Origin of the sequence: Taklimakanibacter lacteus (assembly GCA_003576695.1) — a bacterium.
GTDB lineage: Bacteria > Pseudomonadota > Alphaproteobacteria > Rhizobiales > Aestuariivirgaceae > Taklimakanibacter > Taklimakanibacter lacteus.
The window spans coordinates 263,624-290,296 of sequence record QOZQ01000010.1 but is presented as its reverse complement, the minus strand read 5'-3'; the positions used below and the strand labels follow the sequence as shown (position 1 = coordinate 290,296).

The window sequence follows — 26,673 nt, the reverse complement described above, 5'->3', positions numbered from 1 at the left end:
CCCCTGCTACAGCCCGGCTGCGGCCCGTTATCCTACGAAGTCGCGCAGCCCGAGGCTAGCTCATTTTTCTGGTGTTGTGCGACAAGACTCTCGGCTAAAGAGCGGCAATCCCCAACTTCAACGGAGTGCTTGCATAAAATGACCCTCTGGCCACGACACGCGACCTGGAACGGCCCCATCGTAATGATCGGCCTTGGCTCGATCGGGCGAGGCACCCTCCCCCTTATCCTGCGCCATATCGCCTGTGACCGGAGCAAGTTCACCATCATCGATCCCGACGACCACAACAGGCATCTGGCGGACAAGGAAGGCATCGCCTTCATCAAGGAAGCGGTCACGGCAAAGAACTACAAGTCGCTGCTGACGCCGCTGCTGACCGCGGGGCCAGGCCAGGCCTTCATCGTCAATCTCTCGGTCGATGTGTCCTCCGTCGACATCCAGAAGCTCGCCCAGGCAACGGGCTCCCTTTATATCGACACCGTCGTCGAGCCATGGCCCGGTTTCTACTACAACAGCAAGCTCGACAATGCGGATCGCACCAACTACGCGATGCGCGAGCATGTCCTGGCGCTCAAGGAGAAATACAAGGGCGGCCACACATCGGTCTCCTGCTGCGGCGCCAATCCCGGCATGGTGTCCTGGTTCGTGAAGCAGGCGCTGCTCGACATCGCCGATGAAACCGGCGTCAAGGTCAAGGAGCCTGCTACGCGCGAGGGCTGGGGCAAGCTGATGAAGCGCCTCGGGGTCAAGGGCATCCATATCGCCGAGCGCGACACCCAGCGCGCCAAGAGGCCGAAGCCCCTCGACACTTTCGTCAACACCTGGTCGGTGGAAGGCTTCATCTCGGAAGGCCTGCAGCCGGCCGAGCTCGGCTGGGGCACGCATGAGAAGAAGCTGCCGCCCGGCGGCAAGAAGCACAAGTCGGGCTGCGGTGCGGCGATCTATATCACCAGGCCCGGCGCCGAGACGAAAGTGCGTTCCTGGACACCCACGCCCGGCCCGCAATATGGCTTCCTCGTCACCCACAATGAAGCGATCTCGATCGCCGATTATTTCACCGTGCGCGACGGCCGCAAGGTCGCCTACCGGCCGACCTGCCACTATGCCTATCATCCCTCCAATGACGCGGTGCTGTCGCTGCATGAGATGTTCGGCAATGGCGGCAAGAAGCAGTCCAAGATCCACATCCTCGAAGAGGACGAGATCGTCGATGGCCGCGACGAATTGGGCGTGCTGCTCTATGGCCACAAGAAGAACGCCTATTGGTATGGCTCGCAGCTGACCATAGAGGAAGCGCGCAAACTGGCGCCGAACCAGAACGCCACCGGCCTGCAGGTGACGAGCGCGGTGCTGGCCGGCATGATCTGGGCGATCGAGAATCCGAAAGCCGGCGTCGTCGAGACCGACGAAATGGACTTCCGCCGCTGCCTCGAAGTGCAGTTGCCCTATCTCGGCCAGATGACCGGCGTCTATACGAGCTGGAACCCGCTCACCGACCGCCAGACGCTGTTCGAGGAAGATATCGACAAGCGCGATCCCTGGCAGTTCGCGAATATCATCGTGAAGTGAGGACTCATCCCCTCTCCCCCAACGGGGGAGAGGGCTCGGGGTTGTGTAGTTCAATGTCCGCCTTCCACCCACGGCACGCCGGCGTGCCGGAAGGCCTCCGCTAGCGCCGGCTCGAGCTCGACGGCTTCCCAGCGGCGCAGCGGGTTGAGATGCTCGAAGAGCGGCGGAAGCAAGCGGACGCCGAACCGGTTCACGTATCGGCTCGCCTTGTAGCCGGTCTTGTGCTGATCGAAGCGGAGATCGGGATCGAGCGACGTCTCGCCAACATAGAGACCCCAGCGACCGATGCGTCGGGTGTCCTTCAGGAGCACGACATAGAGCGCATGACGCGCACCGCTGGTACCCGTCGTCGTCACGCGCAGCTGGCGCGCTGCGCGCTCGGCCATCGGCATCCAGTCCGGCACGAAGAGTGGCATCAGGCATCGTACCACGACTTACCGTCGGATCACGCGGTGGAAGGGTCCGCTCGCCCAAGCCGATCCCGTGCTCTTCGAGCCGGTTGCTACCTCCTAGACGCGGCCCTTTCCCTTGTAGAACCACTCCTTCGGATAGGGATACCACCAGTCCTGCACCGCGGGTTCATGGTCGATGACGACCATCTTGGAGCGCCGGAAGGCATCGAGTCCCTGCCGGCCGAGCTCGCGGCCGAGGCCCGACATCTTCCAGCCGCCAAAGGGCAAGGCGTCATTGTCGATGAGCGGGTTGTTTACCCACACCATGCCGGCCTCGAGCGTCTCTGCCGCCTGCATCGCCTCTTTCAGGTCGGTGGTGAAGACCGAGGCGCCGAGGCCGAAATCGCTGTCATTCGCAAGCGCCAGGGCTTCCTCGAAGGAAGCGACCTTGCAGATCGCCGCGACCGGACCGAAGATCTCATCGCGCATGACCGTCATCTGCGGCGTGCAGCCGGTCAGGATGGTCGGCTCATAGAACCAGCCGACATTGCGTCCGGGCGGTACCCTGCCGCCGCAAACGATCTTCGCCCCCTGCTCCCTGGCCTCGGCGACGAGACGGATGACCTTGGCGCGGGCGGCTTCCGAGACCAGGGGGCCGATCTCGGTCTCCTCGAGGCCATGGCCGATGCGCAGCTTTCGCGCCATGCCCGCCAGGCGTTCGACGAATTCGTCATGCACCTTCTCATGCACGAAGAAGCGCTCCGATGAGGTGCATATCTGACCCGACAGATGGAACGCCGCCATGGTGGCGCCCGGCACCGCCACATCGAGCGGCGCATGCTCCGAAATGATCATCGCATCATTGCCGCCCGCTTCGATGATCGCCGGCTTGAACAGCTCGGCTGAGGCCATGGCGACGGCGCGGCCGCTTTTTACGCTGCCGGTGAAGGCAATGGCGTGGGTATTGCGGGAACGGATCAGCGCTTGCGCCACATCGGCGCCGCCCGTGAGGCACGACACGAGGCCGGGCGGCAGCACCTTGCGGAAATGCTCCATGAAAGCGAGCGTGCACAGGCTCGTCGCTTCCGCCGGCTTGATGATACAGGCATTGCCGGCGGCGAGCGAGGCGGCCATCGTCCAGCACATCAGCAGGATGGGGAAGTTGAACGGCATGATATGGACGGAGACGCCATAGGGCTCGTAGCGTGCGAACTGGAACGAGCCCGTTTGCGTCGTACCTGCCACCTTGCCGGCATCGTCACGCGCCATCTCGGCGAAATAGCGGAAAGCCGGTGCCACATTGAGAAGCTCACCGACCGCTTCCGGATAGGGCTTGCCCATTTCCAGCACCATCAGGCGGGCAACGTCATGCATGTCGGCCTTGGCGATCTCGTTCGCGAGGTCATGCATCAACCGCGCCCGCGTCTTGGCGTCGACACGTTTCCACTCGCGCTGGGCGGCGAGCGCGTCCCGTGCCATATCTTCAGCCAGGGCCGGTGAGGCCTGGACGATCCGCCCGACGACGCTGAGATCGGCCGGGTCGATGATGTCGCGAAAGGCGGCGCCCTGCGGCGTTACCCAGTCATTGGCGCGGAAGATCTGGCCGGCTGCCGGATCGAAAGCCATGTCTAGCGGATCATATAGACTTTGCGGATCGTCTCATGCACCCGGCAGGTGCCCTTCCAGTCCTGCGGGAAGAAGGCCGTCGTGTCGGGTGTGATTTCGATGACATCGCCCGATTCATGCGTGTAGGTGCAGCGGCCCAGCAGGAAATGGCAGAACTCGTCCCTGGTGACGTGACAGTTCCAATAGCCCGGCGTGCAGATCCAGATGCCGGTCTCGCTCTGGCCTTCCGGCCCCTTATGCAGGACGATCCCGGAGGTGCGCGATTCCCCTTCGATCATGGTCGGGATGACGCCCCAGTCCTTGAAGGGACCCGGGAATCTCGCCGGATCCGCGATATGCGGGGCTGATGAATTCAAGCTCATTGGCAGTGTCACTCCTTGATCAGTATCCTCGCCTTCTCCCTATTTTCGTCATCCCGGCTTTCGCCGGGATGACGGATGAGAGGGGTGCGAGATCATCGGTTTCTAGCTCAGCATATACACATTGCGCATGGTCTCGTGGACCACGCAGATACCGGTCCAGCCGGCGGGGAACAGCACCGCGGTGCCCGGCACGATCTCGATCTTCTCGCCCGACTGGTGGGTATAGGTGGCGCGCCCCGCGACGAAATAGCAGAGCTCGTCGCGCGGGATCGACAGCGGCCATGTGCCGGGAGTGCATTGCCACAGTCCCACTTCCGGCTGGCCATTCGGCCCCTTATGCAGGAGCACCCCATCGCTTTTGGAATTGCCCGCGATCGGATCGGGCTGGTGGCCCCAATCCTTGAGCGGCCCCGCATAATGCGCAGGATCCGCCATATGAGGCGCTGTCGATGCAAGCCCCTTGGACATCAGGCGGCCTTCTTGCGCTTGAGGAGCCCGTCAATGACCTTCGCGGCCTTGGCCGGTCCCTTTTGCTTTCGCATGTCCTTCGAAGTCTTCTTGAGCTTCGCCTTCATCTTCTTGTCGGTCAGCATCCTTGTGATGCGGTCCGCCATGACGTCGTCCGTCCAGTCATAGCGGTCGAGCTTGAAGCCATGCCCGGTCTCCTGCACGCGCGTCGCATTGTCATGTCCGTCCCAGACATAGGGCATGATGATGGCGGGCTTGCCGAAATAGAGGCATTCGGTGAAGGAGTTGTTGCCGCCATGATGGATGACGGCATCGACCTGCGGGATCACCGAAGGCTGCGGATACCATTTGTCGATATGCACATTGGGCGGCACATCGGTGTACTGGTCCATATAGTCGCCGACATTGACCAGGGCGCGCACCGGCAACCTGCCGATCGTGGCGATGAGCCGCTTCAGGAGATCGACATCGCCCGAGCCCAATGAGCCGAAGCTCACATAGAGCAAGGGCTTGTCGTTGTTCCTCCTGAACTTCGGCACCTTGTAGGGCGCGTCCTTGCGCACGCAGCCTTCGAGATACTGGAACTGCTTCGCCGAGAGCTTGTGCCGGCGCTTGAACTTCACCGCGGAAGGATAGAGCAGCAGGTTCATATGCGGCGAGGCCTCGAAGAACTGGCCGATTGGATATTCCGCTTCCCCGACACTCTTGAGAAACTGGTTGAAGTTGTCGTGGATCGGCCTGATCACTTGGTTGAAGCGGTCGCGGTAGCGGGCAAAGCCCGCTTTATCCTTCTCGCCGCAGCCCGACAGATGCGGCGGGATATCCGGATCCTCGATCTCGTTCTCCGAGCAGGAAATGATTCTGACCCAGGGCTTTTCGTTGTCGCGGGCATAATGCTTGATCGCCGGGAACAGGATGACATTGTCGACGCAGACGACATCGGGTTTCACCCGGGCGAGCACGCCGGGGAGATCCTTCTCGGCCCATTTGGCCGTTTCGACGATCATCTCCCAGCAGCCCTTCACGTAATTGTCGATCTGGTCATAGGGCGTCTTGCGGAAGTTCGGGATATGACCGTTGATGAAGTCGACCCAGAATTTCGCCATCTCCTCGGGCGGCAAGGGCTCCGACAGGTTCACCGCATGGGCCTCGAAGCCATAGGCCTTATAGACATCGAGGAAGCCCGGATCCGACAGGAACACCACCTTGTGGCCAAGCTTCTCGAGCGCCTGGCCGATACCGACCGAATTGAGCGCCGGGCCGAAGGCCGCTTCGGGGAACAGCGCGATCACCTTTTTCGGTTTCTTCAGCGCCTTGCGCTTTACTGCCTTTTTTGCGGACTTCTTCGCCGCTTTTTTCTTCGCTGCCTTCTTGACCATGATGCGATCCCTTTCGCCTCTTCTCTAACAGATTATGCCGCGCCCGGCACGCTGGCGCGGTTGAAACGCTGCGCCAGCAGCACCAGGACGAAACTGACGAGCAATATGATGGTTGCCATCGCATTGATCTCAGGGGTCACGCCGAAGCGGATCATGGCATAGATCTGCATCGGCAAGGTGGTCGAGCCCTGCCCGGCTCCCGCCGTGAAATAGGCGATGATGAATTCATCGACCGACAAGGTGAAAGATAGAAGTCCCGCCGCGATCACCGCCGGCCAGATCAATGGGAAGGTAATGCGCAGGAAGGTCGTCACCGCGCCGGCACCCAGATCGCGCGAGGCCTCGGTCAGCGACCAGTCGAAGCTCTTGAGCCTGGCGCGCACCACCGCGCAGACAAAGGCGATGTTGAAGACGACATGGGCCAGGATGATCGAATGCAGACCCAGCGTAAACTTGATGAGCGTGAAGAAGGAAAGAAGGGCGATCGCCAGCACGATGTCGGGAATGATCATCGGGGTGAAGAGCAGCGCATCGAGGCCGGCGGAAGCCTTGCGGCGTTCGACGCCGAGCGCCAGAAGCGTGCCGATCGCGGTCGCGATCAATGTCGAGACGATGGCGACGATCAGCGAGTTCCTGGCGGCTGCGATGATCTTCGGGCTTTCGAGAAGGCGGCCATACCATTCGGTCGAGAAGCCGGTCCAGGCGGTGGGCAGGCCCGCTTTGTTGAAGGACAGGATCATCAGCACAGCGATCGGCGTGTAGAGGAAGAGATAGACCAGAGCGAGATAGGCCTTACGCATGGGACCGGCCCTCCCCGCGCGCGCGATTGGCGGCAAGGGCTTGCGCGAAAAGCAGCAAGAGCATGACGGCGATCAGGATGACGGAGAGTGCCGAGCCGAAGGGCCAGTCGCGCGCCGTCAGGAACTGGTCATAGATGAGATTGCCGACCATCTGCAGCTTGCCGCCGCCTAAGAGGTCGGGCGTCACAAAATTGCCGATGGAAAGCACGAAGACGAAGACCGCTCCTGCCGCCACGCCGGGTGCGGTCAAGGGCAAGGTGATACGCCAGAAGGTGGTCAGCGCCGTGGCGCCCAGATCGCGTGAAGCCTCGGCATAGGACGGATCGAGCCGCTGCAGGGCCGAATAGATCGCCAGGATCACGAAGGGCACGTAATTGTAGACGAGGCCCAGGATCACCGCGAATTCATTGTAGAGAATGGGCAACGGACCAGAGGTCACCCCGGTCAATTGCAGGAAATTGTTGATGAGCCCGGCCGGGTTGAGCAGCACGATCCAGGCATAGGTGCGGATCAGGTAGTTGGTCCAGAAGGGCAGCATGGCGAGGAACAACAGCGCCGTCTGATGCCTGGCTGAGGATTTGGTGATCGCATAGGCCGCGGGATAGCCGATCAGAAGTGCCAAGATGGCGGCAAGGCCGGCGATGCGGGCCGAATCGAGGAAGATCGAGAGATAGAGCCATTCGCCGGCGCGGACGAAATTGGCGAGAGTCGCGACCGACCAGTCGACCCCGCCATAGATGCCACGCTCATAGAAAGCGGTGACGAGAATGATGGCGCAGGGCACCACCATCAGAAGTCCCAGCCACAGAAGGCCGGGCAGCATCAATAACCAGGAAGCCAGTCGTTGCGGCATGACACCGTTGAAAAGCCAAGCGGCCGGAACGCCGTTCCGACCGCCTTGCCGAGGTTGGTATTATTTTGCCGACAGGATTTCGGTGACGACCTTGGAGAAGGCCTTCATGCCGTCGCCCAGATCGCGCAGCTGCTCATACTTCAGGAGATCGGCCGGCGTGATCGCCATGTTCGGATACTGCGTGAACATGGCCTTGTCGAGCGCATCCATGCCCGCCTTGTTGGGCGACTTGTACATGATGTTCTCGACCACCCATTTGCCGTTGTCGGCTTTGAGGATGTAGTCGAGGAACTTGTAGGCGGCGTCCTTGTTCTTCGAGCCTTCGACGACGACCATCGTATCGACCCAGAGATCGGAGCCTTCCTTGGGGATCACATATTTGATCTCGGGCTTCTGGGCGATGCCGTAATTGCACCAGCCGTCCCAGGCATGGACGAGCGAGGCCTCGCCCGAGACGAGCTTCGAATAGAAGGTCGTGTCGTCATAAGCGAGCAAGGTCTTCTTGGTCTCGATCAGCTGCGTCTTGACCTGGTCGAGCTTGGCCGGATCGGTCTCATTGACCGACATGCCCATGGCGAGCTCGCCCGCCGCCATCAGCCAGCGGTCGGTCGACAGCATGGTGGTCTTGCCCTTGAGATCATCGGCGGGCTTGAGCAGGTCGTTCCAGCTCGCGGGCTCGCTCTTCACGACATCCGAGCGGTAGCACAGGCCCGTGGTGCCCCAGGTATAGGGCACCGAGAAGACATTGCCCGGATCATGCTTGAGCTGGGTGGCTTCCGGATAGAGGTTGGCGATATTGGGTATCTTCGCGTGATCTAGCTTGGCGGCGATGCCAAGCTTGTTCAGCGCTTCGGCAAAGGGTGACGAAACGAAGAGCACGTCATAGCCCTCGCCCTTGGAGGCCACGACCTTGCCCATGATCTCTTCATTGGTCGCATGCACCGCGACCTCGACCTCGATGCCGGTCTCTGCCTTGAATTTCTCCGGCAGATCCTTCGGCATATAGCCGTCCCAGTTCGAGATCACGAGCTTGTCGGCCGCCTGGGCAAGCCCCGCGGCCAGCAGCATCGCCGCACCGGTACTGACGGCGGCGGACATCCATTTCAGTGCTTTCATTGTACTCCCTCCCTGCAGGCTTCTTGTTGGGACATGACTGTGCCATGCCCGGCTTTCGGCCTGCAAGGGGGCAGATTGGGAGTAGAATCAATCGGATGATCGCCCCCTGTTCATTAAAAGCCGGCGGCTTGGTCCGACTGGACTAAGAGCCTCCTGGTCCCTTATGAAGTCTGCAACCAGGCAATCACTGGCCATGGGGAAACCAAGCATGGCGTTCACTTGTCCTATCTGCGGCCATACCGCCACGCAGTTCAAGCCGGCCGGCTCGGTGGAGACCAAAGAAGGTCGATACAAGTTGCGGGCCTGCCCGCGCTGCAACTCCGACGAATGGTCCCGCCTTGTTGTCGCCTGGGTCAAGGACAATGTTTCATTTTCGCGTCACGGCCGCATCCTTACATTGAGTTGCCCTCTTGCCTTGCGTGCCGGCCTCCTGAAGATGAAGAACGTCAGCCTGGTCGACGGTGAGACCAGAGACCTTACAGGTAAGGCATTCGGATCAAACGCCTACGATCTCGTCGTGATCGGAGAAACCTGGACGCAGGACGCGCAGGATGTCGCCACAATCCTCGCAGTCCGCGATGTCTTGCGCGACAGAGGATGGTTCATCCTGATGGCCCTGGACAGGCTTGACGCGGACAAGAGAACCGGCCAGTTCAAGAAGCTTGGCTTCGACGAGCCGTCCGGCGCATGGGCTCGTCATGAGGAATTCGCCGTCCATCGCGACTATCCGTTCATCGCAGTCCAGAAAATCCCGCTGCCGAAGCCGAAAGAACCGGACTCAAAGCTTCCATTGATATACACAACCGATGACCCGCATCGCATCGAGATCGAACCAGCGCCCCTCGCACGCGACTGGATGGACGCAACGGGCAGCAAATTCCCCTATCTGTGCTTGCCGATGAACATTGCCAACACCCACGGCTGGAACCTCAAATGTCCCGTCGGATTCACGGCTACATGGGACGGCGGGAAAGACATCAAGGCAATCACCATAACGCGGGATGCCGATGATGGGCGTCCCGTCGGCTACAGTAATTTTGGCTACGGCGTGCTGACTTTCAGTGCCCATGGTCATTTCAGAACGCCACCAGGGATCGACCTTTTTGTCACCGGACCGCTGAACCAGCCAAAACACGGACTCTGTGCGCTTTCGGGAATCGTTGAAAACGACTGGTCCGACTTCTTCTTTACCATGAACTGGCTGTTCACGGCTCCCCATCAAACGATCAGGTTTGAGAAGGGTGAACCTTACTGCACGATCTTTCCGGTGCCGCGCGGTCTGATCGAGGAATTCGATCCGATCATCATGTCCGGCGAGGAGAACCCCGATCTCTGGCAGCGCTATTCGGCCCATGTTTTGAGCCGCATTGACTGGCGAACGGACAAAGGCAAGAAGGGCACGATTGCCAGCAAGAAGAAATGGCAACGTGACTATTTCAGCGGTCCGCCGGAAGAGCCCGGCGTCCCCCACAAGACTAAACTGAGGGTGAGGCCGTTTCGCTCCACAGAAGACTGATCATCAGTTGCTGCGCGCGGCGAGCAAGGTCTGGTTGATCGTCTCGACCTGGCCGCGCGCCGGCTCATCCGCAAGGGCCGCCACGGGGATCGTCCGGCGCAGCTTGTCGTGATAGTCGCGCACGCCGGCTTCCAGATCGGACAGGATCATGCTCGAGAAGCCCGAGGACTGCATCGATTCCCACGACCATTTGATGAGTTGCGCATCCTCGGCGCCGGTGACGCGGTCGATGCGGTGCGCCAGATAGCGCGCCACTTTCGCCTTCCTTCCATCCTTCTGCGGCGCGTAATAGGCCATGCGCTGCACGGTCTTGCCGACTTCGAGCGGCAGTTCCTGGTAATAGCCGATGAGATCGGGATAGAGCATGATCACCAGATTGGGGAACATGCCGAGATAGACCCAGCGTCCCTTCGCCTCTTCCGGCAGGTGCTCCATGTCCGGGCGGTGCTTCACATAATTACGTACGCTCCAGTAGCGCGGCGATACGCCGCTGATGCGGCCCTCGGAGCGTGAGATGCCCTTATGCGGCCGGCCATCGTGATAGTCCTGGCCATAGAGATCATAGAGGGCGGGATGGGCGATCGGCACATGATAGCCCTCATTGTCGACGTCGCGGACGGCTTTCCAGTTCACCTCCAGGATGTCGCGGGTCTGCGGCCTATAAGGCTTGATGTCGGTGAGCTTGTAGCCCGACGCTTCGGCATCATGCGGCGCCATGAGGCTTGCCACGGAGCCCTGCGGACCAGGTTTGAAGCGGACGAAGACGAAGCCATGCCAGGTCTCGTGCTCCAGCGGCACCAGGCCGTGGGTGACGGGATCCAGCCTGGGGAAGGTCTTGGCCTTGGGCACGGCGCGCAGCGTGCCGTCGAGATTATAGGACCAGCCATGGAACGGGCAGACCATGGCGCTCTTGCAGCGTCCGCTCTCGCCCGCCACCACGCGCGATCCGCGATGGCGGCAGACATTGTGGAAGGCGCGCACGACATTGTCCTTGCCGCGGACGATGAGGGCCCTCTCGCCGGCAATGTCGAAGGTCGTCCAGTCGCCATCCTTGGGGATGTCGCTCACATGGCAGGCGAGCTGCCAGTGGCGGCGGAACAGCTCGTCCTGCTCGATCTGGAAGAGCTCCTTGTTGAAATAGGTCCAGGGGGGAAGGCCTGAGCGCTCGTCATCGGTGAGGCGGTTCGGCGTTACGAGGTTCATCGCGTCCATTTGTGGCCCTCCTTTTCTAATTGAACGTTCAATCAATATACCTCTTCCGGGCCCCGGAAAGCAATAGGAAGAGACTGCTGAGCGAGCCTTGAAAAAGCTTAAGCTTGACGGGCGGTTATGCGCGTGGCACCCATGTCGGACGCGGTGTTTCGATGCCATGAGGCTAGAAACCGAACAGGGAACACGGTGCGGATGACCCAATCGGGGCCAAAACCGTGACTGCCCCCGCAACTGTGAGCGGTGAGGACGTACGCAGAATTGGCCACTGGGCAACCGGGAAGGCCGCGTGCATCCGCCCAAGCCGCAAGTCAGGAGACCTGCCGCGTGCCACCGAGGGCCCTGCCCTCAAAACATTTTTGAGCACACGGAGGGTGTTACGCTCATGACCACGGACCGGATTTCTTCGTCTCTCACCATTTCGCAACGCGTCGCCGCAGGCATCAGCGCCATGGCGTTCGGCCTGCTGCTTGTCTTCGGCGTCGGCCTTGCCCATGCCGACAAGCTGCACAATGCGGCGCATGACACGCGCCACTCGATCGGCTTTCCCTGTCACTAAGCAGGCATCAACATGATCGGGCGAGTGATCCTCGCCGCGCTCCTTGCAGGGATCGCGGCTGGCTTGTTCTATGGTGCGATCCAGCATGTGCGGCTCACACCACTGATTCTCGAAGCTGAGAAATATGAGAATGCGGGCGATGGTCATTCGCATGACCATGGCGCCGCGGCCACCAACACCACGACCGAGCAAGCGCCGCTGGCTGCTGCCGAATCTGCCGGTGAAGGAGAGGCCTGGGCACCTGCCGACGGTGCCGAGCGCACACTCTACACGTTCCTGTCCAGCATCGTCGCCGCTGCCGGATTTGCCGCGGTGCTGGCCGGCGTCAGCCTCCTTACGGGGTTGAGGATTACCCGGCATAACGGCATCCTGTGGGGGCTTGCCGGCTTTCTCGCCGTGAATGTCGCAACCGCCGCCAGCCTGCCGCCTGAGCTTCCCGGCATGCCGGCCGGCGATCTCCTCGTGCGCCAGGTCTGGTGGGTCGGCGCGATCGCAGCGACCGGCATCGCCATCTGGCTCTTCACCCAGCGCACCGAGATATGGGCGAAGGTCGCGGCTGTCGTCCTGGTGGCGCTGCCGCATATCATCGGCGTGCCCATGCCTCCCACACATGAAAGCGCCGTGCCGGCTGTCATTTCGGCCGCCTTCGCGGCCAATACGATTGCCGCCGCCGCTCTGATGTGGCTGGCGATCGGCGGCTTCCTGGGCGTCGCCATGGACCGGTTCGTGAAGGAGGCCTGAGCGTGTCCCTTCAGAAGATACCGGCCACCGTCATCACCGGCTTCCTCGGCGCCGGCAAGACGACCCTGATCCGTCACCTCCTGCAGAATGCCAGGGGACGGCGGATCGCTCTCGTCATCAATGAGTTCGGCGATATCGGCGTCGATGGCGAAATCCTCAAAGGCTGCGGCGACGATGTCTGCCGCGAGGAGGATGTGGTCGAGCTTGCCAATGGCTGCATATGCTGCACGGTGGCGGATGATTTCGTGCCGACGATGAAGAAGCTCCTCGATCGCGATCGTCCGCCCGAGCATATCGTCATCGAGACTTCGGGGCTGGCACTGCCGCAGCCCCTGGTGCGCGCCTTCAACTGGCCCGAGATCAAGTCGCGGGTCACCGTCGATGGCGTGGTCACCGTCGTCGATGCCAAGGCGCTGGCCGAAGGCCGTTTCGCCGATGATGAGGAAGCGGTGGCCGCCCAGCGCGCCGCCGACCCCAATCTCGACCATGAGAACCCGATCGAGGAACTGTTCGAGGACCAGATCAACTGCGCCGACATGATCATCCTCAACAAAACCGATCTGCTCGCCGAGCATGAGACCGACAAGGTGGCGGGCGATCTCAAGGCGCAGATCCGCAAGGGCACCAAGCTGGTGCCGGCGCAGCATGGCGCGCTTGATTCGAGCGCGCTGCTGGGTCTCGGCTCGGCAGCCGAGGACGACATGGGCAACCGCCTTTCGCATCACGAGATGGAAGGCGAAGTGCAGCACGATCATGACGACTTCGTCACCTTCGTGGTGCCGCTCGGCGAGATCGCCGACCGCGGCGCGCTGCTCGGGCGCATCCAGGATTTGATTGCCGATCACGATATCCTCAGGCTCAAGGGCTTCGCGTCCGTCACGGGCGCGCCGGGGCGGCTCCTGATCCAGGCCGTCGGTCCGCGCCTCAACAGCTATTTCGACCGCCCCTGGCGGGCGGATGAACGACGCGCCACCGAGATCGTCGTCATTGGTCTCAAGGGACTGGACCGGGCCGAGGTCGAGGCCCGCCTCATAGGCTGATGCATCTCCTCGCCACCCAGACGGGCGTCATTGACGGTGCGGCCGAAGCGATCGACCTTGCTCAAACGGCGGGAGACATTGTCGTACTCTCCGCCGCTGACAGCGAGCTTGCGGCGCTGGCGGGCGCCTGGGCTTCATTCGCGCCCGAAGGCACCAGTCTGCGGCTCGCAAATCTGCTCCAGCTCCAGCACAATCTTTCCGTCGATCTCTATCTCGAAAGGACGCTGGCGCAGGCGAAGCTCATCGTGCTCAGGCTGCTGGGCGGCGTGCAATACTGGCCCTATGGCCTGGCCGAGATCGAGGCGCTGGCGCGCGAACTCAAAATCCCCCTGGCCGTGCTTCCAGGCGATGCCAATCCCGATCCCGAACTCATCGCACATTCGACCTTGCCGGCTTCCGACTGCGAAAGGCTCAGGCAATATCTGACCGCCGGCGGCCAGGAGAACGCGCAAGGATTCCTGTGCCTGTGCCTGCATCTTCTCAAGCGTGGCGAGGCTCCAGCCCCTCCGCGCCCGCTTGCCAAAGCGGGCCTCCATGCCAGTCCCGCGCGCATGGAAGGCGCCCCCCTGGCGGCGCTGGTGTTCTACCGCTCGGTGCTGGAGGGCGCGCAAACCGCCCCTGTCGATGCGCTGATCGCCGCCCTCACGCAGCGCCGCATCGATGTCCGGCCCATCTATGTGACGAGCCTCAAGGACAGAGCGAGCGCCGACTTCATTGCCGCCACGCTCGGTGAAGACCCGCCCGATATCATCCTCAATGCCACCGCCTTCGCGGTGTCGTCCGGCAGCACCGCAAATGAAACGCCTTTCACCCCCTATGACTGTCCGGTCGTGCAGGTCGTGTTCTCAGGCTCGGGTGAAGCGGCATGGGCCGACAGCGCGCGAGGGCTCAATGCCCGCGATCTGGCGATGAATGTCGTCCTGCCGGAGCTCGACGGGCGTATCCTGTCGCGCGCCGTCTCCTTCAAGACGGATGACCACTGGGACGAGCGGACGCAATGCCGGATCGTCACCTACCGCCCGGTCGCGGACCGGATCGATTTCGTGGCCGATCTGGCGGCGAACTGGATCGGGCTCCGCCGCAGTAAGCCGGCAGACCGGCGCATCGCGATCGTCCTCGCCAATTATCCCAACAAGGATGGCCGCATCGCCAATGGCGTCGGCTATGACACGCCGGCGAGCACGATAGCGATCCTCCGCGCTCTGAAGACTGCCGGCTATGGCATCAGGGATATCCCGGATGACGGCAATGCGCTGGTCGAAGCACTGCAGAAGGGACGGACCAACGCGCATCGGCATCAGAGCGCCACGACGCTCCCGGCTGAGGATTATCGCCGGCATTTCGCCACCCTGCCCGCTCCGGTGCGCGAAGAGATCGCCGCACGCTGGGGCGCTCCTGAAACCGACCCGTTCTTTGCCCAGGGGGCGTTCCAGCTTCCGCTCCTCCTGTGCGGCCGGGTTGCGATCGCGATCCAGCCGGCGCGTGGCTACAATATCGATCCCAAATCCACCTATCACGACCCGGCGCTGGTGCCGCCGCATGGTTATCTCGCGACCTATTTCTGGCTGCGGCATCATTTCAAGGTGCAGGCCATTATCCACAATGGCAAGCATGGCAATCTCGAATGGCTGCCGGGCAAGGCGACGGCGCTGTCCTCTTCCTGCTATCCCGAGATCGCGTTCGGGCCCCTGCCCCACCTCTATCCCTTCATCGTCAATGACCCGGGTGAAGGCACGCAGGCCAAACGCCGGGCGCAGGCCGTCATCATCGATCACCTGACCCCGCCGCTGACGCGCGCCGAAACCTATGGACCGCTCAAGGACCTCGAGGCGCTGGTCGATGAATATTATCTCGCTTCCGGCCTCGACCGGCGCCGTCTCGATGCGCTGAAACGCGACATCATCGACCTCACCAAAAGCCAGAGGCTCGACATCGATGCAGGCTTCACCGGCGATGAAACGAGCGACCTGCAGAAGCTCGACGCCTATCTGTGCGATCTCAAGGAAGCCCAGATCCGCGATGGGCTTCACATATTGGGCACAGCGCCCGATGGGCGGCTCGAGAATGACCTCCTTGTCGCCCTGACCCGCGTGCCGCGCGGTCTCGGCGAAGGTGCCGACCAGTCGTTGATCCGGGCCCTGGCGCAAGATCTCGGTCTCGATGATTTCGATCCGCTCATTTGCGACATGGGACTCCCCTGGGCTGGACCACAGCCGGCGCGGCTCGCGGCCGTATCCGGCGAGCCTTGGCGCAGCCAGGGCGATACGGTCGAGCGTCTCGAGCTTCTGGCGGCGGCGTGCATCGAGACCCTGGCCGGTATCGGCATGCAATCAAACATCGTGATGGCCGAGATCGCCAACAGCATCCGGCCGAGATTGCGGGCCTCGGCTGCGCAAGAGATTTCCGCCGTGCTCAGCGGCCTCGCCGGCCGGTTCGTGTCGCCCGGTCCCTCAGGTGCTCCGACGCGCGGCAGGCTCGATGTCCTGCCGACGGGGCGCAATTTCTATTCGCTCGACAACCGCACGGTGCCGACGCCGACGGCCTGGAGGCTCGGCCAGGCATCGGCCGAGGACTTGCTCGCCCGGCATTTCCAGGATTTCGGCCGCTATCCCTCAGCGCTCGGCCTCTCCGCCTGGGGCACGTCCAATATGCGCACCGGCGGCGACGATATCGCGCAGGCCCTGGCGCTCATCGGTGTGAAGCCGGTCTGGGAGCCGTCGAGCTGGCGGGTGACAGGATACGAAGTCATCCCCTTGCCGAAGCTCGGCCGGCCACGGATCGACGTCACCTTGCGCATCTCGGGCTTCTTCCGCGATGCCTTCCCGGCCCAGATCGAGCTCCTCGACAAGGCGATCCGCGCGGTCAGCCTTCTCGAAGAGGACGAGGCGGACAATCCGATCGCGGCGCGCATGCGGCGCGAGGCGCAGTCCCTCGAAGCCGCCGGCGCCAGCCCCGAGCAAGCCCGTCACACCGCAGGCCACCGCATCTTCGGGTCGAAGCCCGGCGCCTATGGCGCGGGCCTGCAGGCGATGATCGACGAGCGGCTGTGGAGCGAGCGCAAGGATCTCGCCCGCGCCTATATCGCCTGGGGCGCCTATGCCTATGGCGCGCGCGACAATGGCGCCAACGACGAGCGCGCTTTCGCCGAAAGGCTCAAGCGGATCGAAGCGGTGGTCCATAATCAAGACAATCGCGAGCACGACCTGCTCGACTCCGATGACTATTATCAGTTCGAGGGCGGCATGACGGCCGCTGTCGAGGAAATGTCGGGCGCACGGCCTCGCGTCTATCACAATGACCATTCGCGCCCCGAACGTCCGGTGATCCGCACGCTGGAAGAAGAAGTGGGGCGCGTGGTGCGCTCGCGCGTCGTCAATCCAAAATGGATCAATGGCGTCAAGCGCCACGGTTACAAGGGCGCTTTCGAGATCGCCGCCACGATCGATTACATGTTCGCCTTCGCGGCGACCACCGGCGCCGTCGTCAGCCATCACTTCGACCTGGCTTACGATGCCTTTCTCGCCGATGAGGCGACGCGCGATTTCATCGCCCGCAACAACCCCGCGGCTTTGGTGGAAATTGCCGAACGACTGGATGAGGCCATTGCCCGCGGCCTTTGGACGCCACGCTCCAATTCGGCCTATGGCCAGTTAAAAGTTTTCAAGGAAGGACGCCACCCATGAGCGAAGACGAAAATGCCCGTCACCACGACAAGATGCAGAAGAAAAAGGCGGCACGCGACAAGATCATGGCCGGCAAGACGATCGAGAAGGGCCTGCTCATCGTCCATACCGGCAAGGGCAAGGGCAAGTCGACCGCCGCCTTCGGCATGGTGTTCCGCTGCATCGGCCATGGCATGAAATCGGGCGTGGTGCAGTTCGTCAAAGGCGCCTGGGCGACGGGCGAGCGCACCGTGCTCGAGAATTTTCCCGATCTCGTGACCATCAAGGCGATGGGCGAAGGTTTCACCTGGGAGACCCAGGACCGCGAGCGCGACATCGCCCATGCGCGTGCCGGCTGGGAGGAAGCCAAGCGCATGATCGCCGACCCGCAATACAGGCTCGTGCTGCTCGATGAGCTCAATATCGTGCTGCGCTACGACTATCTGCCGAGCGATGAGATCATCGAGGTGCTGCGCAACAAGCCCAACGACAAGCATGTCATCGTCACCGGCCGCAATGCCAAGGAAGAGCTGATCGAGATCGCCGATCTCGTCACCGAGATGGAACAGGTGAAGCATCCGTTCCGCTCGGGTGTGAAGGCGCAGATGGGGATCGAGTACTAGGCCGCAGATGCCTCGATAATGGAGATCGGGCCCTGTGTCGGGATCACCCGGTTAAGCTTCAGCCCGGCGGCGGCGAACAGGCTTGCATATTGCGCCTCTGTCCTCTCCAGACCGCCGGTCACGGCGAGCATGACCACATCGACATATTTGATCTGGCTCGGCTGGTCTCCTGGCGGCACGAGCGTCTCGGCCAGGAGCACTTTCCCGTTCGACGGCATCGCCTTCCGGCAATTGCGCAGGATCGCCTCGGAACGCTCATCGTCCCAATCATGGATCACCTTCTTGAGAACATAGAGGTCGCCGGCAGGAACGCTCTCGAAGAAGTCGCCGGCAACGAAATCGGTGCGCGGGAGAGCGCCCCCTGCCCCTTGCTGTGCCGCGGCGACGCCGGAAGGGAGATCGAAAAGCACACCGTCTAAATGAGGGTTGCGCTTAAGAATCTCCGAGAGGAGCTGGCCATGTCCGCCGCCAAGATCGACGACACGCGTGAACGGCCTGAAATCATAGGCCTCGGCGACAGCCTCGTTGCTGCCCTGACTCAAAGCCACCATGGCGCGCTGAAACAGGGCAGCCTGCTCCGGATGTTCCGACAGCCAGTCAAATCGCGGACTGCCGAACACCTTGTCAAAGGCCGGTTTGCCGCTGCGGACGGAATGCAGGAGCTGCTCGAAAGCGAGATAGGCCTCGCTGTTGATCATGTGGATGAAGTCGCGCGGCCCGGGACGATCGCAGCGCAGCGCGGCGCCGAGGTCCGTCAGCTCGAAATGACGGGGGCTAACCTCGCTGAAGACCCCCTCCGCCGCAAGAAGACGCATCACGCGATAGAGTGCTTCGCTATTCGACTGCGTGGCGGCGGCCAGTTCGATGACAGACCGCTTGCCGGTGACCAGAAGATCCGGAATGCCGAGCTCGATGATGACACGCAAGGCCTGCGACGCCGCAAACCCAAATCCCAATCTCATGATCTGCTGTGACGGGCTGGTCATGGCTTATCCCTCGTGTCCGGCGAGTCTTTACCAGACTCAAGCTCAGCACTGCCAGCCCTTCTCCGAGCGCAGGGACTGCGCCACATGGGCGACGATGAGGTCGAATTCCTTCTTGCGCGCCGCGGGATATTCGAGGCGGACATGGTTGGCGATCTCGCCGTTGCAGGCCTTGATCACCTTCTCATAGAAAATGCGGTCTGCCTTGCTGCCGGAGAAGGCGAACCAGTCGCTTTTGCCGGCCAAATAGCTGACATCCCAGCCATCATCCTTGTCATAGGAGACAAGGCGCTTGGCGTAGTCGGCTAAGCTTTCGTCGGTGACGGTTGCCAAGGCTCCCCAGATCGCGATCGTGGCCGCGCCGTCGGGAGAGGCGAAAGTCAGTCCATCGCCATTGGCCGGCGGATCGCCGGCCCGGTAGTCCGCCGGCACGTCCGCGGCGGCGCCGAAGCGCTCATTGACATAAGGCTGCCAGCCGGCGGCCAAGGCAGCGCTCGTCAGCATCGCCATTGCGATCGACGCAGCATACATGACTTTCATCTAATCTCTTCCGGTCTGGCTCTGTTTCAGGCTGCGGATGATGTTGCTCAAATCCTGCTGGGTCTGCTGCGGCACACCGGTCGCCGGCCGCGCGGTAGCACGCTTCTGTCCGGTTGCGGTCGACGGCGCCCGGGTCTGCGGCTGCGGTCCCGTCATATTGGTGACATAGACCGGAGTCGGCGGCAGCGTCCGGATCGGCGCCATGGCGATATTGAGCGTATGGGTGTCCTCGCGGCTCGTCGAAAGGCCGGCGCTGGCCCCCAGCTCATAGTCACCAATCCGGATGATATTGAAGCCCGGATCTATACCGGCATTCGCCTCGATGCCGAATTCGATGATGTAGCCCATGCCGTCCGTCTGCTCGGCAATCCCCGCCGCATCGACCGCCTCGGCGGCCCGGCTGATCCAGGTCTTGAGGCCGAGATTGCCCTTGAGCAGCGGCTCAGGTCCCGCCTGCGGCATGTGGTTGGCGCATTCCGTCTGGCTCAGGCCGGCAAGTGCCGTCGAGAAGGTGACCGAGGACACGCTCTGGCCGCGCGCGTCGCGTCGCGCATCGGCGCCCATGCGGAAACTGTCGGTGACATGGACAGGCACCAGGATCTGTGCCGAGGCGCCGCCCTGGCGCGTTTCCGTCACATCCAGTGTGAGCTCGATGCCGGCGGCCCAGCTCTTGAGCCAGGGATAGCGAACGACATTGTCGGCATAGGCCAAGGCCAGCTCGCATTTCACATTGCGCAGGATATCGACGACACCGACGCCATGCTCATAGGGCAGCTTCGGCACAGAGGCGCAAGCCGCAATTGCCGTCAGTGCCCCCAATGCCATGAATTTACGAATCAGCAGGTTCGACCTCACCTTGGGTCCAGAAGTACCAGTCTGGCAGGGTGATGAAAACGACGGCTTTAAGCCATCCTTGGTCGCCGGGGATGATTGACCCCGGAACCTCTCCCCGCTAGGTGTTCGGGGAGCAAGACAAGCAGCGTTCCAGAAGGAACTGAAAGCAAGTCCGGTGCGGCCGACCCAAATCGGGGGCCAATGCCGGAGCTGCAGCAAACCGGCACCATCGTGCCCGGAACCTGTCCTTTCTTGCGAATGAACGAGGCAGGATCCCATGCAAGCAAAGACCGGTGTGATGTTGTGCGGCCATGGCAGCCGCGATGAGGATGCGGTCCAGGAATTCGCCGTCCTGGCCCAGCATCTCAAGGGCCGGTTTCCCGGCCATCCGGTCGAGTTCGGCTACCTCGAATTCGCCACCCCCATCATCCGCGACGGGCTCGACCGGCTCAGGGCCGAAGGCGTCGACAAGGTGCTGGCGGTTCCCGGCATGCTGTTCGCCGCGGGCCATGCCAAGAACGACATCCCCTCCGTCCTCAACACCTATGCGGCGAAGAACGGCCTCAAGATCGATTACGGCAAGGAGCTCGGAATCGATCCCAAGATGATCAGGGCCGCCGCCGAACGGGTCGAGGAGGCATTGAGCGGCGCTCCCGGCGATATCGGCCGGCACGAAACGCTCCTCGTCGTGGTGGGGCGCGGCGCCTCCGACCCCGACGCCAATTCCAATGTCTCGAAGGTCACCCGCCTGCTGTGGGAAGGCTTCGGCTTCGGATGGGCCGAGACGGCCTATTCGGGCGTCACCTTCCCGCTGGTGGAGCCGGCGCTCGAACATGCAGCACGGCTCAATTATCGGCGCATCATCGTGTTCCCCTATTTCCTGTTCACCGGCATCCTGGTGCAGCGCATCTATGACGCGACCGATGCGGTGGCGAAGCGCTATCCCGGCATCCAGTTCATCAAGGCGCCCTATCTCAACGACCATCCGGCGGTGATCGACACCTTCGTCGAGCGGGTCGAGCAGATCATGACGGGCGAGACGGCAATGAACTGCCAGATGTGCAAGTTCCGCACCCAGGTTCTGGGCTTCGAGGCGGAAGTCGGCGCGCCACAGGAGAGCCACCATCACCATGTCGAAGGCATCGGCACGGCCAAGGCAGGACATCATGATCACCATCATGTTCACGACCATCATCCCCATGATCATGGCCATCATCATGATCATCACCATGGCCATCATCACCATCATCATGGCGATGACGATCACGGTCATCATCACCATCCCTATCCCCATGCCGACCATCCGCTGGGCCCCCGGAGCATGAAGAAGCGGTGAGAGATTACCTGCGCGATCCGGCCGAGATCTATCGGCAGTCCTTCGCGGCGATCCGCGCCGAAGCGGATCTGTCGGCCGTTCCGGCTGATGCAAGAGGCGTCGCCGAGCGCGTCATCCATTCCTGCGGCATGACCGATATCGTCGACGACCTGCGCATCTCGGGCGATCTGCCGGCGGCCATCGCACATGCCCTGTCGGGCCACGCGCCGATCTTCACCGATAGCGAGATGGTACGCCATGGCATTATCGCCCGCCAGCTCCCCTCGGGCGTCGAGATCGTCTGTACCCTGAACGACCCGCAGGCCCGGGATATCGGCCTGGCACGGCAGGTCACCCGGTCGGCTGCGGCCGTCTCCCTGTGGCTGCCGCGTCTCCATGGCGCCGTCGTCGTCATCGGCAACGCACCCACCGCCCTGTTCGCCCTGCTCGAGGCGCTCGATGCCGGCGCCGACAAGCCCGCCGCCATCATCGCCATGCCGGTCGGCTTCATCGGCGCCAGGGAATCCAAGGATGAGCTGGCCGGCAATCCGCGCGGTGTTCCCTATGCGACCGTCCTCGGCCGCCGCGGCGGCTCGGCCATGGCGTCGTCGGTCATCAATGCAGTGACGGCGGAGCTTGCCTCATGAAATGGCTCAGCGTCATCGGCATGGGCGAAGACGGGCGCGATGGCCTGTCGGCGCGGGCGCAAGCCCTGCTGCAGGAGGCCGAAGTGGTCGTCGGCTCGAAACGCCTGCTTGCGCTGACCGGGAAGACCAAAGCCGAGCAGCATGAATGGCCGCAGCCCTTCGGATCCGTGATCGACCGCATAAAGCCCTTGCGCGGCCGGCGCACCGTCGTGCTGGCGACCGGCGATCCGCTCAATTTCGGCGTCGCCCGCAAGCTCATGGAGATCGTGCCTTTTGCCGAGATGGAGGTCATCCCCCATCTCTCGTCCTTCAGCCTCGCCGCCGCGCGGATGGGCTGGCCGTTGGGCGACTGCGACACGATCACCTTGCATGGCCGGCCCGCGGCCAATCTGGAAGCCTTCATCCAGCCCAACGTCCGGCTGCTGGCGCTTACCGCCGATGCCGGCACGATCGCGGAGGTCGTCCGCCAACTGATCGCACGCGACTATGGCGCGAGCGAGATCACGGTTCTCGAGAATATGGGCGGTCCGCACGAGAAGAGCGTGCAGTTCCGTGCCGATGAATTTGCCGGCGGCTCGTTCTCAGATCTCAATACACTGGCGATCCACTGCAAGGCCGCACCAGGCGCTGTGCTCTTGCCGCGCGTTCCGGGCCTGCCCGACGACGCCTTCATCCATGACGGCCAGCTCACCAAGCGCGAAGTGCGTGCCGCGACGCTGGCCGCGCTTGCGCCCTATCCGGATGCGCTTCTGTGGGATGTCGGCGCCGGCTGCGGGTCGATCGCCATCGAATGGATGCGCGCGGCGCGTGGCGCCGAGGCCCTTGCCTTCGAAAGTGACCCCGAACGCCTCAGGATGATCGGTGAGAATGCCGACCGTCTCGGCACGCCGCGCCTCAAGGTCATTGCCGGCGAAGCGCCCGCGAGCCTTGCCGGGCACAGGCAACCCGATGCCGTGTTCATCGGCGGCGGCATGGGCGTGCCTGGCGTTTTCGAGACGAGCTGGGCGGCGCTCAAGCCGCAGGGCCGCATGGTGGCCAATGTGGTCACGCTCGAAGGCGAGTTGCATCTCGTCGATCTGCAGGAGAAGCATGGCGGCGATCTCGTGCGCCTCGATATCTCCTATCTGGCGAAGATCGGTGAGCTGCGCGCGCTCAAGCCCCGCATGTCGGTGCTGCAATGGCGGGCGGTCAAGCCATGAGCGGCACGTTCTATGGTCTGGGTGTCGGCCCGGGCGATCCCGAGCTCATCACGCTGAAGGCATGGCGCATCATCTCACAGGTGCCGGTGATCGTCTATCCGGCCGCCAATGGCAATGACAGCCTGGCGCGCCGCATCGCATCCCCCTTCATTCCCGAGGACGTGATCGAGCTCGCCATCCCGGTACCGATGCGGGTCGAAAGAGAGCCGGCGCAGGAGGCCTATGATGAGGCGGCGAGGACAATCGCCGCGCATCTCGATCAGGGCCGCGATGTCGCCTTCCTGTGCGAGGGAGATCCCTTGTTCTATGGCAGCTTCGCCTATCTCCTGGCCCGGCTTGCCAAAACCTATCTGACGCAAGTCGTTCCCGGGATCACCTCGATCACCGCCTGTGCCGCCGCCATCAACCGACCGCTCGCCGCGCGCAACGATATTCTGAAAGTGCTGCCGGGCACGCTCGATGCCCGGCGCCTCAAGGAGGAGATCGCCGGCGCCGAGGCCATCGCGATCATGAAGGTCGGGCAGCATTTCGACAAGATTCGCGGCGTGCTGAGTGAGCTTGCTTTGGCCGACCGCGCCGTCATCATCGAGAAGGCGACGCGCGACGATGAGAAGATCACCGCGCTCAAGGACGTGCCGGAGGGCGAACGCCCCTATTTCTCGACCATCCTCGTCCATAAGGGGGGCGAAGCATGGTGACGACACCTGCCATCTTCATCCTCGGCAGCTCGGCCTTGCCGCTCACCCGCAAGCTGAAATCGGTATTGGGTGGCGAGATCCATGGGCCTCGTTGCGTGAACGGCCCTGATCGCGGCTACGACAAGGCGACGGCGGCGCTGCAAGCCCTCTTCCAGGAAGGACGGCCCATCATCGCGCTCTGCGCCGCCGGGATCGTCATTCGCGCTCTGGCGCCTGTGCTCGCCGACAAGCGGCAGGAACCGCCGGTGATCGCACTTGCCGAAGATGGGAGCTCGATCGTGCCCCTGCTCGGCGGCCATCATGGCGCCAATGAGCTGGCGCGCGACGTCGCCCGGATCACGGGCGGCCATGCCGCCATCACCACGGCCAGCGATCTCAGATTCGGCACCGCCTTTGATGAGCCGCCACAAGGCTGGGTGCTCGCCAACCCGCAAGACATGAAGGATTTCGCGGCGCGGCTGCTTGCCGGTGCCACGGTGGGGATTACGGGGGCTCTGCCATGGCTCGATCTGCCGTCTTCACACGATGCGGCGCTCGCCATCACGGCGACTCATGAAAGCCTTCAAGGCTCGCCGGCCCATCTCGTCTATCACCCCAAGGTGCTGACGCTGGGCGTCGGCGGCGAACGTGGTGTCGCCGCGGAAGAGCTCATCGCTTTGGTCGAGACCACCCTGGCGCAGCATCGCCTCGCCAAGGCATCGCTAGCTGTGGTTGGCTCGATCGACTTGAAGGAAGATGAAACGGCCATCCAAGCGCTGGCGCGTCGTCTCGGCCTGCCTCTGCGCGTCTTCAGCGCGGCCGAGCTCAGTGAGCAAACGCCTCGCCTCAAGACCCCTTCCGATGTGGTTCTGCGGGAAGTGGGCTGTCCGGGCGTCGCCGAGGGCGCGGCACTGGCCCTGGCAGGTCCCGATGCCGAACTGATCGTCGCCAAGACCAAGTCCGCGCGCGCGACCTGCGCGCTTGCTTTGGCAGCCTCGCCCGTGCTCGAGCTGCGCGGACGGGCGCAGGGGACGCTCTCTCTTGTAGGCCTCGGCCCCGGCGGTCCCGCGACGCGCAGCCCGGCGGCGAGCGAGGCCTTGCGCCGGGCCAGCGATTGGGTGGGCTATGGCCTCTATCTCGACCTTGCCCAGAATCTCAAAGTCGCCCAGCAGGAGCACCGCTTCCCGCTGGGCGGCGAAGAAGACCGCGTCCGCCATGCCATTGCGCTGGCCCGCGAGGGGCGCCAGGTGGCGCTCATCTGCTCCGGCGATCCCGGCATCTATGCGATGGCGGCACTCGTCTATGAAGTGCTCGATCTCGAGCCTGAGCGCATCGCCGTCGAGGTGCTGCCCGGCATTTCGGCGTTCCAGGCCGCGGCGGCGCGGGCCGGCGCCATGATCGGGCATGATTTCTGCTGCATCTCGCTTTCCGACCTGCTCACGCCCTGGGAGGTCATTGAGCAACGGCTTACCGCGGCGGCACAGGGCGATTTCGTGACGGCCTTCTATAATCCGCGCTCGCTCAAGCGCCGCGACCAGCTCGACCGCGCCATCGCCATCCTGAAACCACATCGCAGCCCCGACACGCCCGTCATCATCGCCAGTAATCTCGGCCGCCCGGAAGAGAGTGTCCGCATCGTGGCACTCAAGGACTTCGACGCGAGTGTCGTCGACATGCTGACCCTCGTCATGATCGGCTCATCGCAATCGCGATCGCTCCGGCGCGGCGACGGTCGCATCTACGCTTACACGCCACGTGGCTATGCCAGGAAAAGACAATCCGCATGACCGTTCATTTCATCGGCGCCGGCCCCGGCGCTCCCGATCTCATCACCCTCAGGGGGCTGCGGCTCATCCAGAAATCCTCGGTCTGCCTCTATGCCGGCTCGCTGGTGCCGGAAGAGATCGTGAAGGCGGCGCCCGAAGGTGCGCGCGTCATCGACACTGCTCCTCTCCATCTCGACGAGATCATCGATGAGATCGCAGCGGCGCATGAAGCGGGCAAGGATGTCGCGCGCGTGCATTCGGGCGATCCCTCGATCTATGGCGCCATTGCCGAGCAGATGCGCCGGCTCGACCGGCTCGGCATTCCTTATGACGTGACGCCCGGCGTGCCGGCCTTTGCCGCTACGGCAGCAGCCCTCAAGACCGAATTCACGCTGCCCGAGGTCGCACAGACGATCATTCTCACCCGTACCGCGATGCAGGCTTCGCCCATGCCTGCAGGCGAGTCGCTGGAAGAGCTCGGCCGGTCGAAAGCCACGCTCGTCATCCATCTCTCGGTGCGCAATCTGGGTTACGTGGAGCGCGCGCTGACATCGCATTACGGTCCCGACTGCCCGGTCGTCGTCGGTTACCGGGTGAGTTGGCCGGATGAGCAGATCATCCACGGCACGCTGTCGACCATCGCCAAGAAGGTCCGCGCGGCGAAGCTGACCCGGACCGCGCTGGTCATTGTCGGACCTGTCCTGACGCATGAGGAATTTCGCGATTCAGCCCTTTACGATGCCGGCCATGAGCATGTTCTGCGCAACCGGAAAACTTCAAAAAACTCATAATTATCA

General features: G+C 62.8%; 25 protein-coding genes and 1 riboswitch. Of the genes, 13 read left to right on the top strand and 12 right to left on the bottom strand.

Going from position 1 to position 26,673, the window contains the following annotated elements; genetic code table 11:
* Positions 1-138 precede the first annotated feature (138 nt).
* Positions 139-1,569 (top strand): homospermidine synthase, encoded by a 1,431-nt coding sequence (locus DT068_RS21155; protein WP_119391870.1) that lies wholly within the window; start codon positions 139-141, stop codon positions 1,567-1,569.
* A gap of 50 nt (positions 1,570-1,619) precedes the next feature.
* Here DT068_RS21155 and DT068_RS21150 read toward each other — a convergent pair whose 3' ends face one another.
* The 8 genes from DT068_RS21150 to DT068_RS21115 form a co-directional block, all read right to left on the bottom strand.
* Entirely contained in the window at positions 1,620-1,985 is a 366-nt protein-coding gene (locus tag DT068_RS21150; RefSeq protein ID WP_119391869.1) for a hypothetical protein, read from the bottom strand.
* 93 nt (positions 1,986-2,078) lie between these two features.
* Positions 2,079-3,587 carry an aldehyde dehydrogenase family protein gene (locus DT068_RS21145; protein ID WP_119391868.1) on the bottom strand — a complete coding sequence of 503 codons (1,509 nt, stop codon included), beginning with the start codon at positions 3,585-3,587 and terminating at the stop codon, positions 2,079-2,081.
* Between the two features lie 2 nt (positions 3,588-3,589).
* A complete protein-coding gene (locus tag DT068_RS21140) occupies positions 3,590-3,865 on the bottom strand; it encodes a cupin domain-containing protein (RefSeq protein WP_368904925.1) in 276 nt (91 codons plus the stop codon).
* Between the two features lie 186 nt (positions 3,866-4,051).
* Entirely contained in the window at positions 4,052-4,417 is a 366-nt protein-coding gene (locus DT068_RS21135) for a cupin domain-containing protein (RefSeq protein ID WP_438816450.1), read from the bottom strand.
* Positions 4,417-5,796 carry a glycosyltransferase gene (locus tag DT068_RS21130; RefSeq protein ID WP_119391866.1) on the bottom strand — a complete coding sequence of 460 codons (1,380 nt, stop codon included), beginning with the start codon at positions 5,794-5,796 and terminating at the stop codon, positions 4,417-4,419. Before DT068_RS21130 ends, DT068_RS21135 begins: the two co-directional genes overlap by 1 nt.
* 32 nt (positions 5,797-5,828) lie before the next feature.
* Positions 5,829-6,596 (bottom strand): ABC transporter permease, encoded by a 768-nt coding sequence (locus DT068_RS21125; RefSeq protein ID WP_119391865.1) that lies wholly within the window; start codon positions 6,594-6,596, stop codon positions 5,829-5,831.
* Positions 6,589-7,449, bottom strand: coding sequence for an ABC transporter permease (locus tag DT068_RS21120; protein ID WP_368904914.1), 861 nt, complete (start codon positions 7,447-7,449; stop codon positions 6,589-6,591). The genes DT068_RS21125 and DT068_RS21120 overlap by 8 nt, the downstream gene beginning before the upstream one ends.
* 60 nt (positions 7,450-7,509) lie before the next feature.
* Positions 7,510-8,565 (bottom strand): polyamine ABC transporter substrate-binding protein, encoded by a 1,056-nt coding sequence (locus DT068_RS21115; protein WP_119391863.1) that lies wholly within the window; start codon positions 8,563-8,565, stop codon positions 7,510-7,512.
* 208 nt (positions 8,566-8,773) lie between these two features.
* Here DT068_RS21115 and DT068_RS28415 point away from each other — a divergent pair, with 208 nt between their 5' ends.
* Entirely contained in the window at positions 8,774-10,081 is a 1,308-nt protein-coding gene (locus tag DT068_RS28415) for a DUF6065 family protein (RefSeq protein ID WP_368904912.1), read from the top strand.
* A gap of 3 nt (positions 10,082-10,084) precedes the next feature.
* Here the strand turns inward: DT068_RS28415 and DT068_RS21105 are convergent, their stop codons facing one another.
* Entirely contained in the window at positions 10,085-11,293 is a 1,209-nt protein-coding gene (locus tag DT068_RS21105) for an aromatic ring-hydroxylating oxygenase subunit alpha (protein WP_368904910.1), read from the bottom strand.
* A 125-nt stretch (positions 11,294-11,418) separates the two neighbouring features.
* Positions 11,419-11,632, top strand: a riboswitch (cobalamin riboswitch).
* 43 nt (positions 11,633-11,675) lie between these two features.
* On the opposite strand from DT068_RS21105, the gene DT068_RS21100 reads away from it, so the two are divergent.
* The 5 genes from DT068_RS21100 to cobO are packed head-to-tail and all read left to right on the top strand — an operon-like array spanning position 11,676 to position 17,915.
* Entirely contained in the window at positions 11,676-11,849 is a 174-nt protein-coding gene (locus DT068_RS21100) for a CbtB domain-containing protein (RefSeq protein WP_119391862.1), read from the top strand.
* Between the two features lie 12 nt (positions 11,850-11,861).
* Positions 11,862-12,590 (top strand): CbtA family protein, encoded by a 729-nt coding sequence (locus tag DT068_RS21095; RefSeq protein WP_119391861.1) that lies wholly within the window; start codon positions 11,862-11,864, stop codon positions 12,588-12,590.
* A 2-nt stretch (positions 12,591-12,592) separates the two neighbouring features.
* The gene (gene cobW, locus DT068_RS21090) at positions 12,593-13,630 is read left to right on the top strand and encodes a cobalamin biosynthesis protein CobW (RefSeq protein ID WP_119391860.1); all 1,038 of its coding nucleotides are present in this window, start codon (positions 12,593-12,595) and stop codon (positions 13,628-13,630) included.
* Positions 13,630-17,313 carry a cobaltochelatase subunit CobN gene (gene cobN, locus DT068_RS21085; protein WP_119391859.1) on the top strand — a complete coding sequence of 1,228 codons (3,684 nt, stop codon included), beginning with the start codon at positions 13,630-13,632 and terminating at the stop codon, positions 17,311-17,313. The genes cobW and cobN overlap by 1 nt, the downstream gene beginning before the upstream one ends.
* Positions 17,310-17,915, top strand: coding sequence for a cob(I)yrinic acid a,c-diamide adenosyltransferase (gene cobO / locus DT068_RS21080; RefSeq protein WP_119391858.1), 606 nt, complete (start codon positions 17,310-17,312; stop codon positions 17,913-17,915). Before cobN ends, cobO begins: the two co-directional genes overlap by 4 nt.
* On the opposite strand, the gene DT068_RS21075 is transcribed toward cobO, so the two are convergent.
* Genes DT068_RS21075 through DT068_RS21065 form a run of 3 tightly spaced genes read right to left on the bottom strand, consistent with a single transcriptional unit; the run spans position 17,912 to position 20,263 of the window.
* Complete coding sequence (locus DT068_RS21075; protein WP_119391857.1) at positions 17,912-18,901, bottom strand: methyltransferase; 990 nt, start codon at positions 18,899-18,901, stop codon at positions 17,912-17,914. The genes cobO and DT068_RS21075 overlap by 4 nt on opposite strands.
* Before the next feature lie 42 nt (positions 18,902-18,943).
* A complete protein-coding gene (locus tag DT068_RS21070; RefSeq protein WP_119391856.1) occupies positions 18,944-19,438 on the bottom strand; it encodes a hypothetical protein in 495 nt (164 codons plus the stop codon).
* Positions 19,439-20,263, bottom strand: coding sequence for a hypothetical protein (locus tag DT068_RS21065; RefSeq protein ID WP_162914352.1), 825 nt, complete (start codon positions 20,261-20,263; stop codon positions 19,439-19,441).
* 286 nt (positions 20,264-20,549) lie between these two features.
* Here DT068_RS21065 and DT068_RS21060 point away from each other — a divergent pair, with 286 nt between their 5' ends.
* From DT068_RS21060 to cobM, 6 genes are read left to right on the top strand one after another with little or no spacing between them, the layout of a single operon-like run.
* On the top strand, positions 20,550-21,608 hold the full coding sequence (locus tag DT068_RS21060; RefSeq protein ID WP_119391854.1) for a sirohydrochlorin chelatase: 1,059 nt from the start codon (positions 20,550-20,552) through the stop codon (positions 21,606-21,608).
* Positions 21,605-22,234 carry a precorrin-8X methylmutase gene (locus tag DT068_RS21055; RefSeq protein ID WP_119391853.1) on the top strand — a complete coding sequence of 210 codons (630 nt, stop codon included), beginning with the start codon at positions 21,605-21,607 and terminating at the stop codon, positions 22,232-22,234. Before DT068_RS21060 ends, DT068_RS21055 begins: the two co-directional genes overlap by 4 nt.
* Positions 22,231-23,433, top strand: a complete 1,203-nt coding sequence (gene cbiE / locus DT068_RS21050) for a precorrin-6y C5,15-methyltransferase (decarboxylating) subunit CbiE (protein WP_119391852.1) — start codon at positions 22,231-22,233, stop codon at positions 23,431-23,433. The genes DT068_RS21055 and cbiE overlap by 4 nt, the downstream gene beginning before the upstream one ends.
* Positions 23,430-24,131: a precorrin-2 C(20)-methyltransferase gene (gene cobI, locus DT068_RS21045; protein WP_119391900.1), complete on the top strand. Its 702-nt coding sequence runs from the start codon at positions 23,430-23,432 to the stop codon at positions 24,129-24,131. The genes cbiE and cobI overlap by 4 nt, the downstream gene beginning before the upstream one ends.
* Positions 24,125-25,897 carry a precorrin-3B C(17)-methyltransferase gene (gene cobJ, locus DT068_RS21040; protein WP_119391851.1) on the top strand — a complete coding sequence of 591 codons (1,773 nt, stop codon included), beginning with the start codon at positions 24,125-24,127 and terminating at the stop codon, positions 25,895-25,897. Before cobI ends, cobJ begins: the two co-directional genes overlap by 7 nt.
* Complete coding sequence (gene cobM, locus DT068_RS21035; RefSeq protein ID WP_119391850.1) at positions 25,894-26,667, top strand: precorrin-4 C(11)-methyltransferase; 774 nt, start codon at positions 25,894-25,896, stop codon at positions 26,665-26,667. The genes cobJ and cobM overlap by 4 nt, the downstream gene beginning before the upstream one ends.
* The last annotated feature ends 6 nt before the right edge of the window (positions 26,668-26,673 follow it).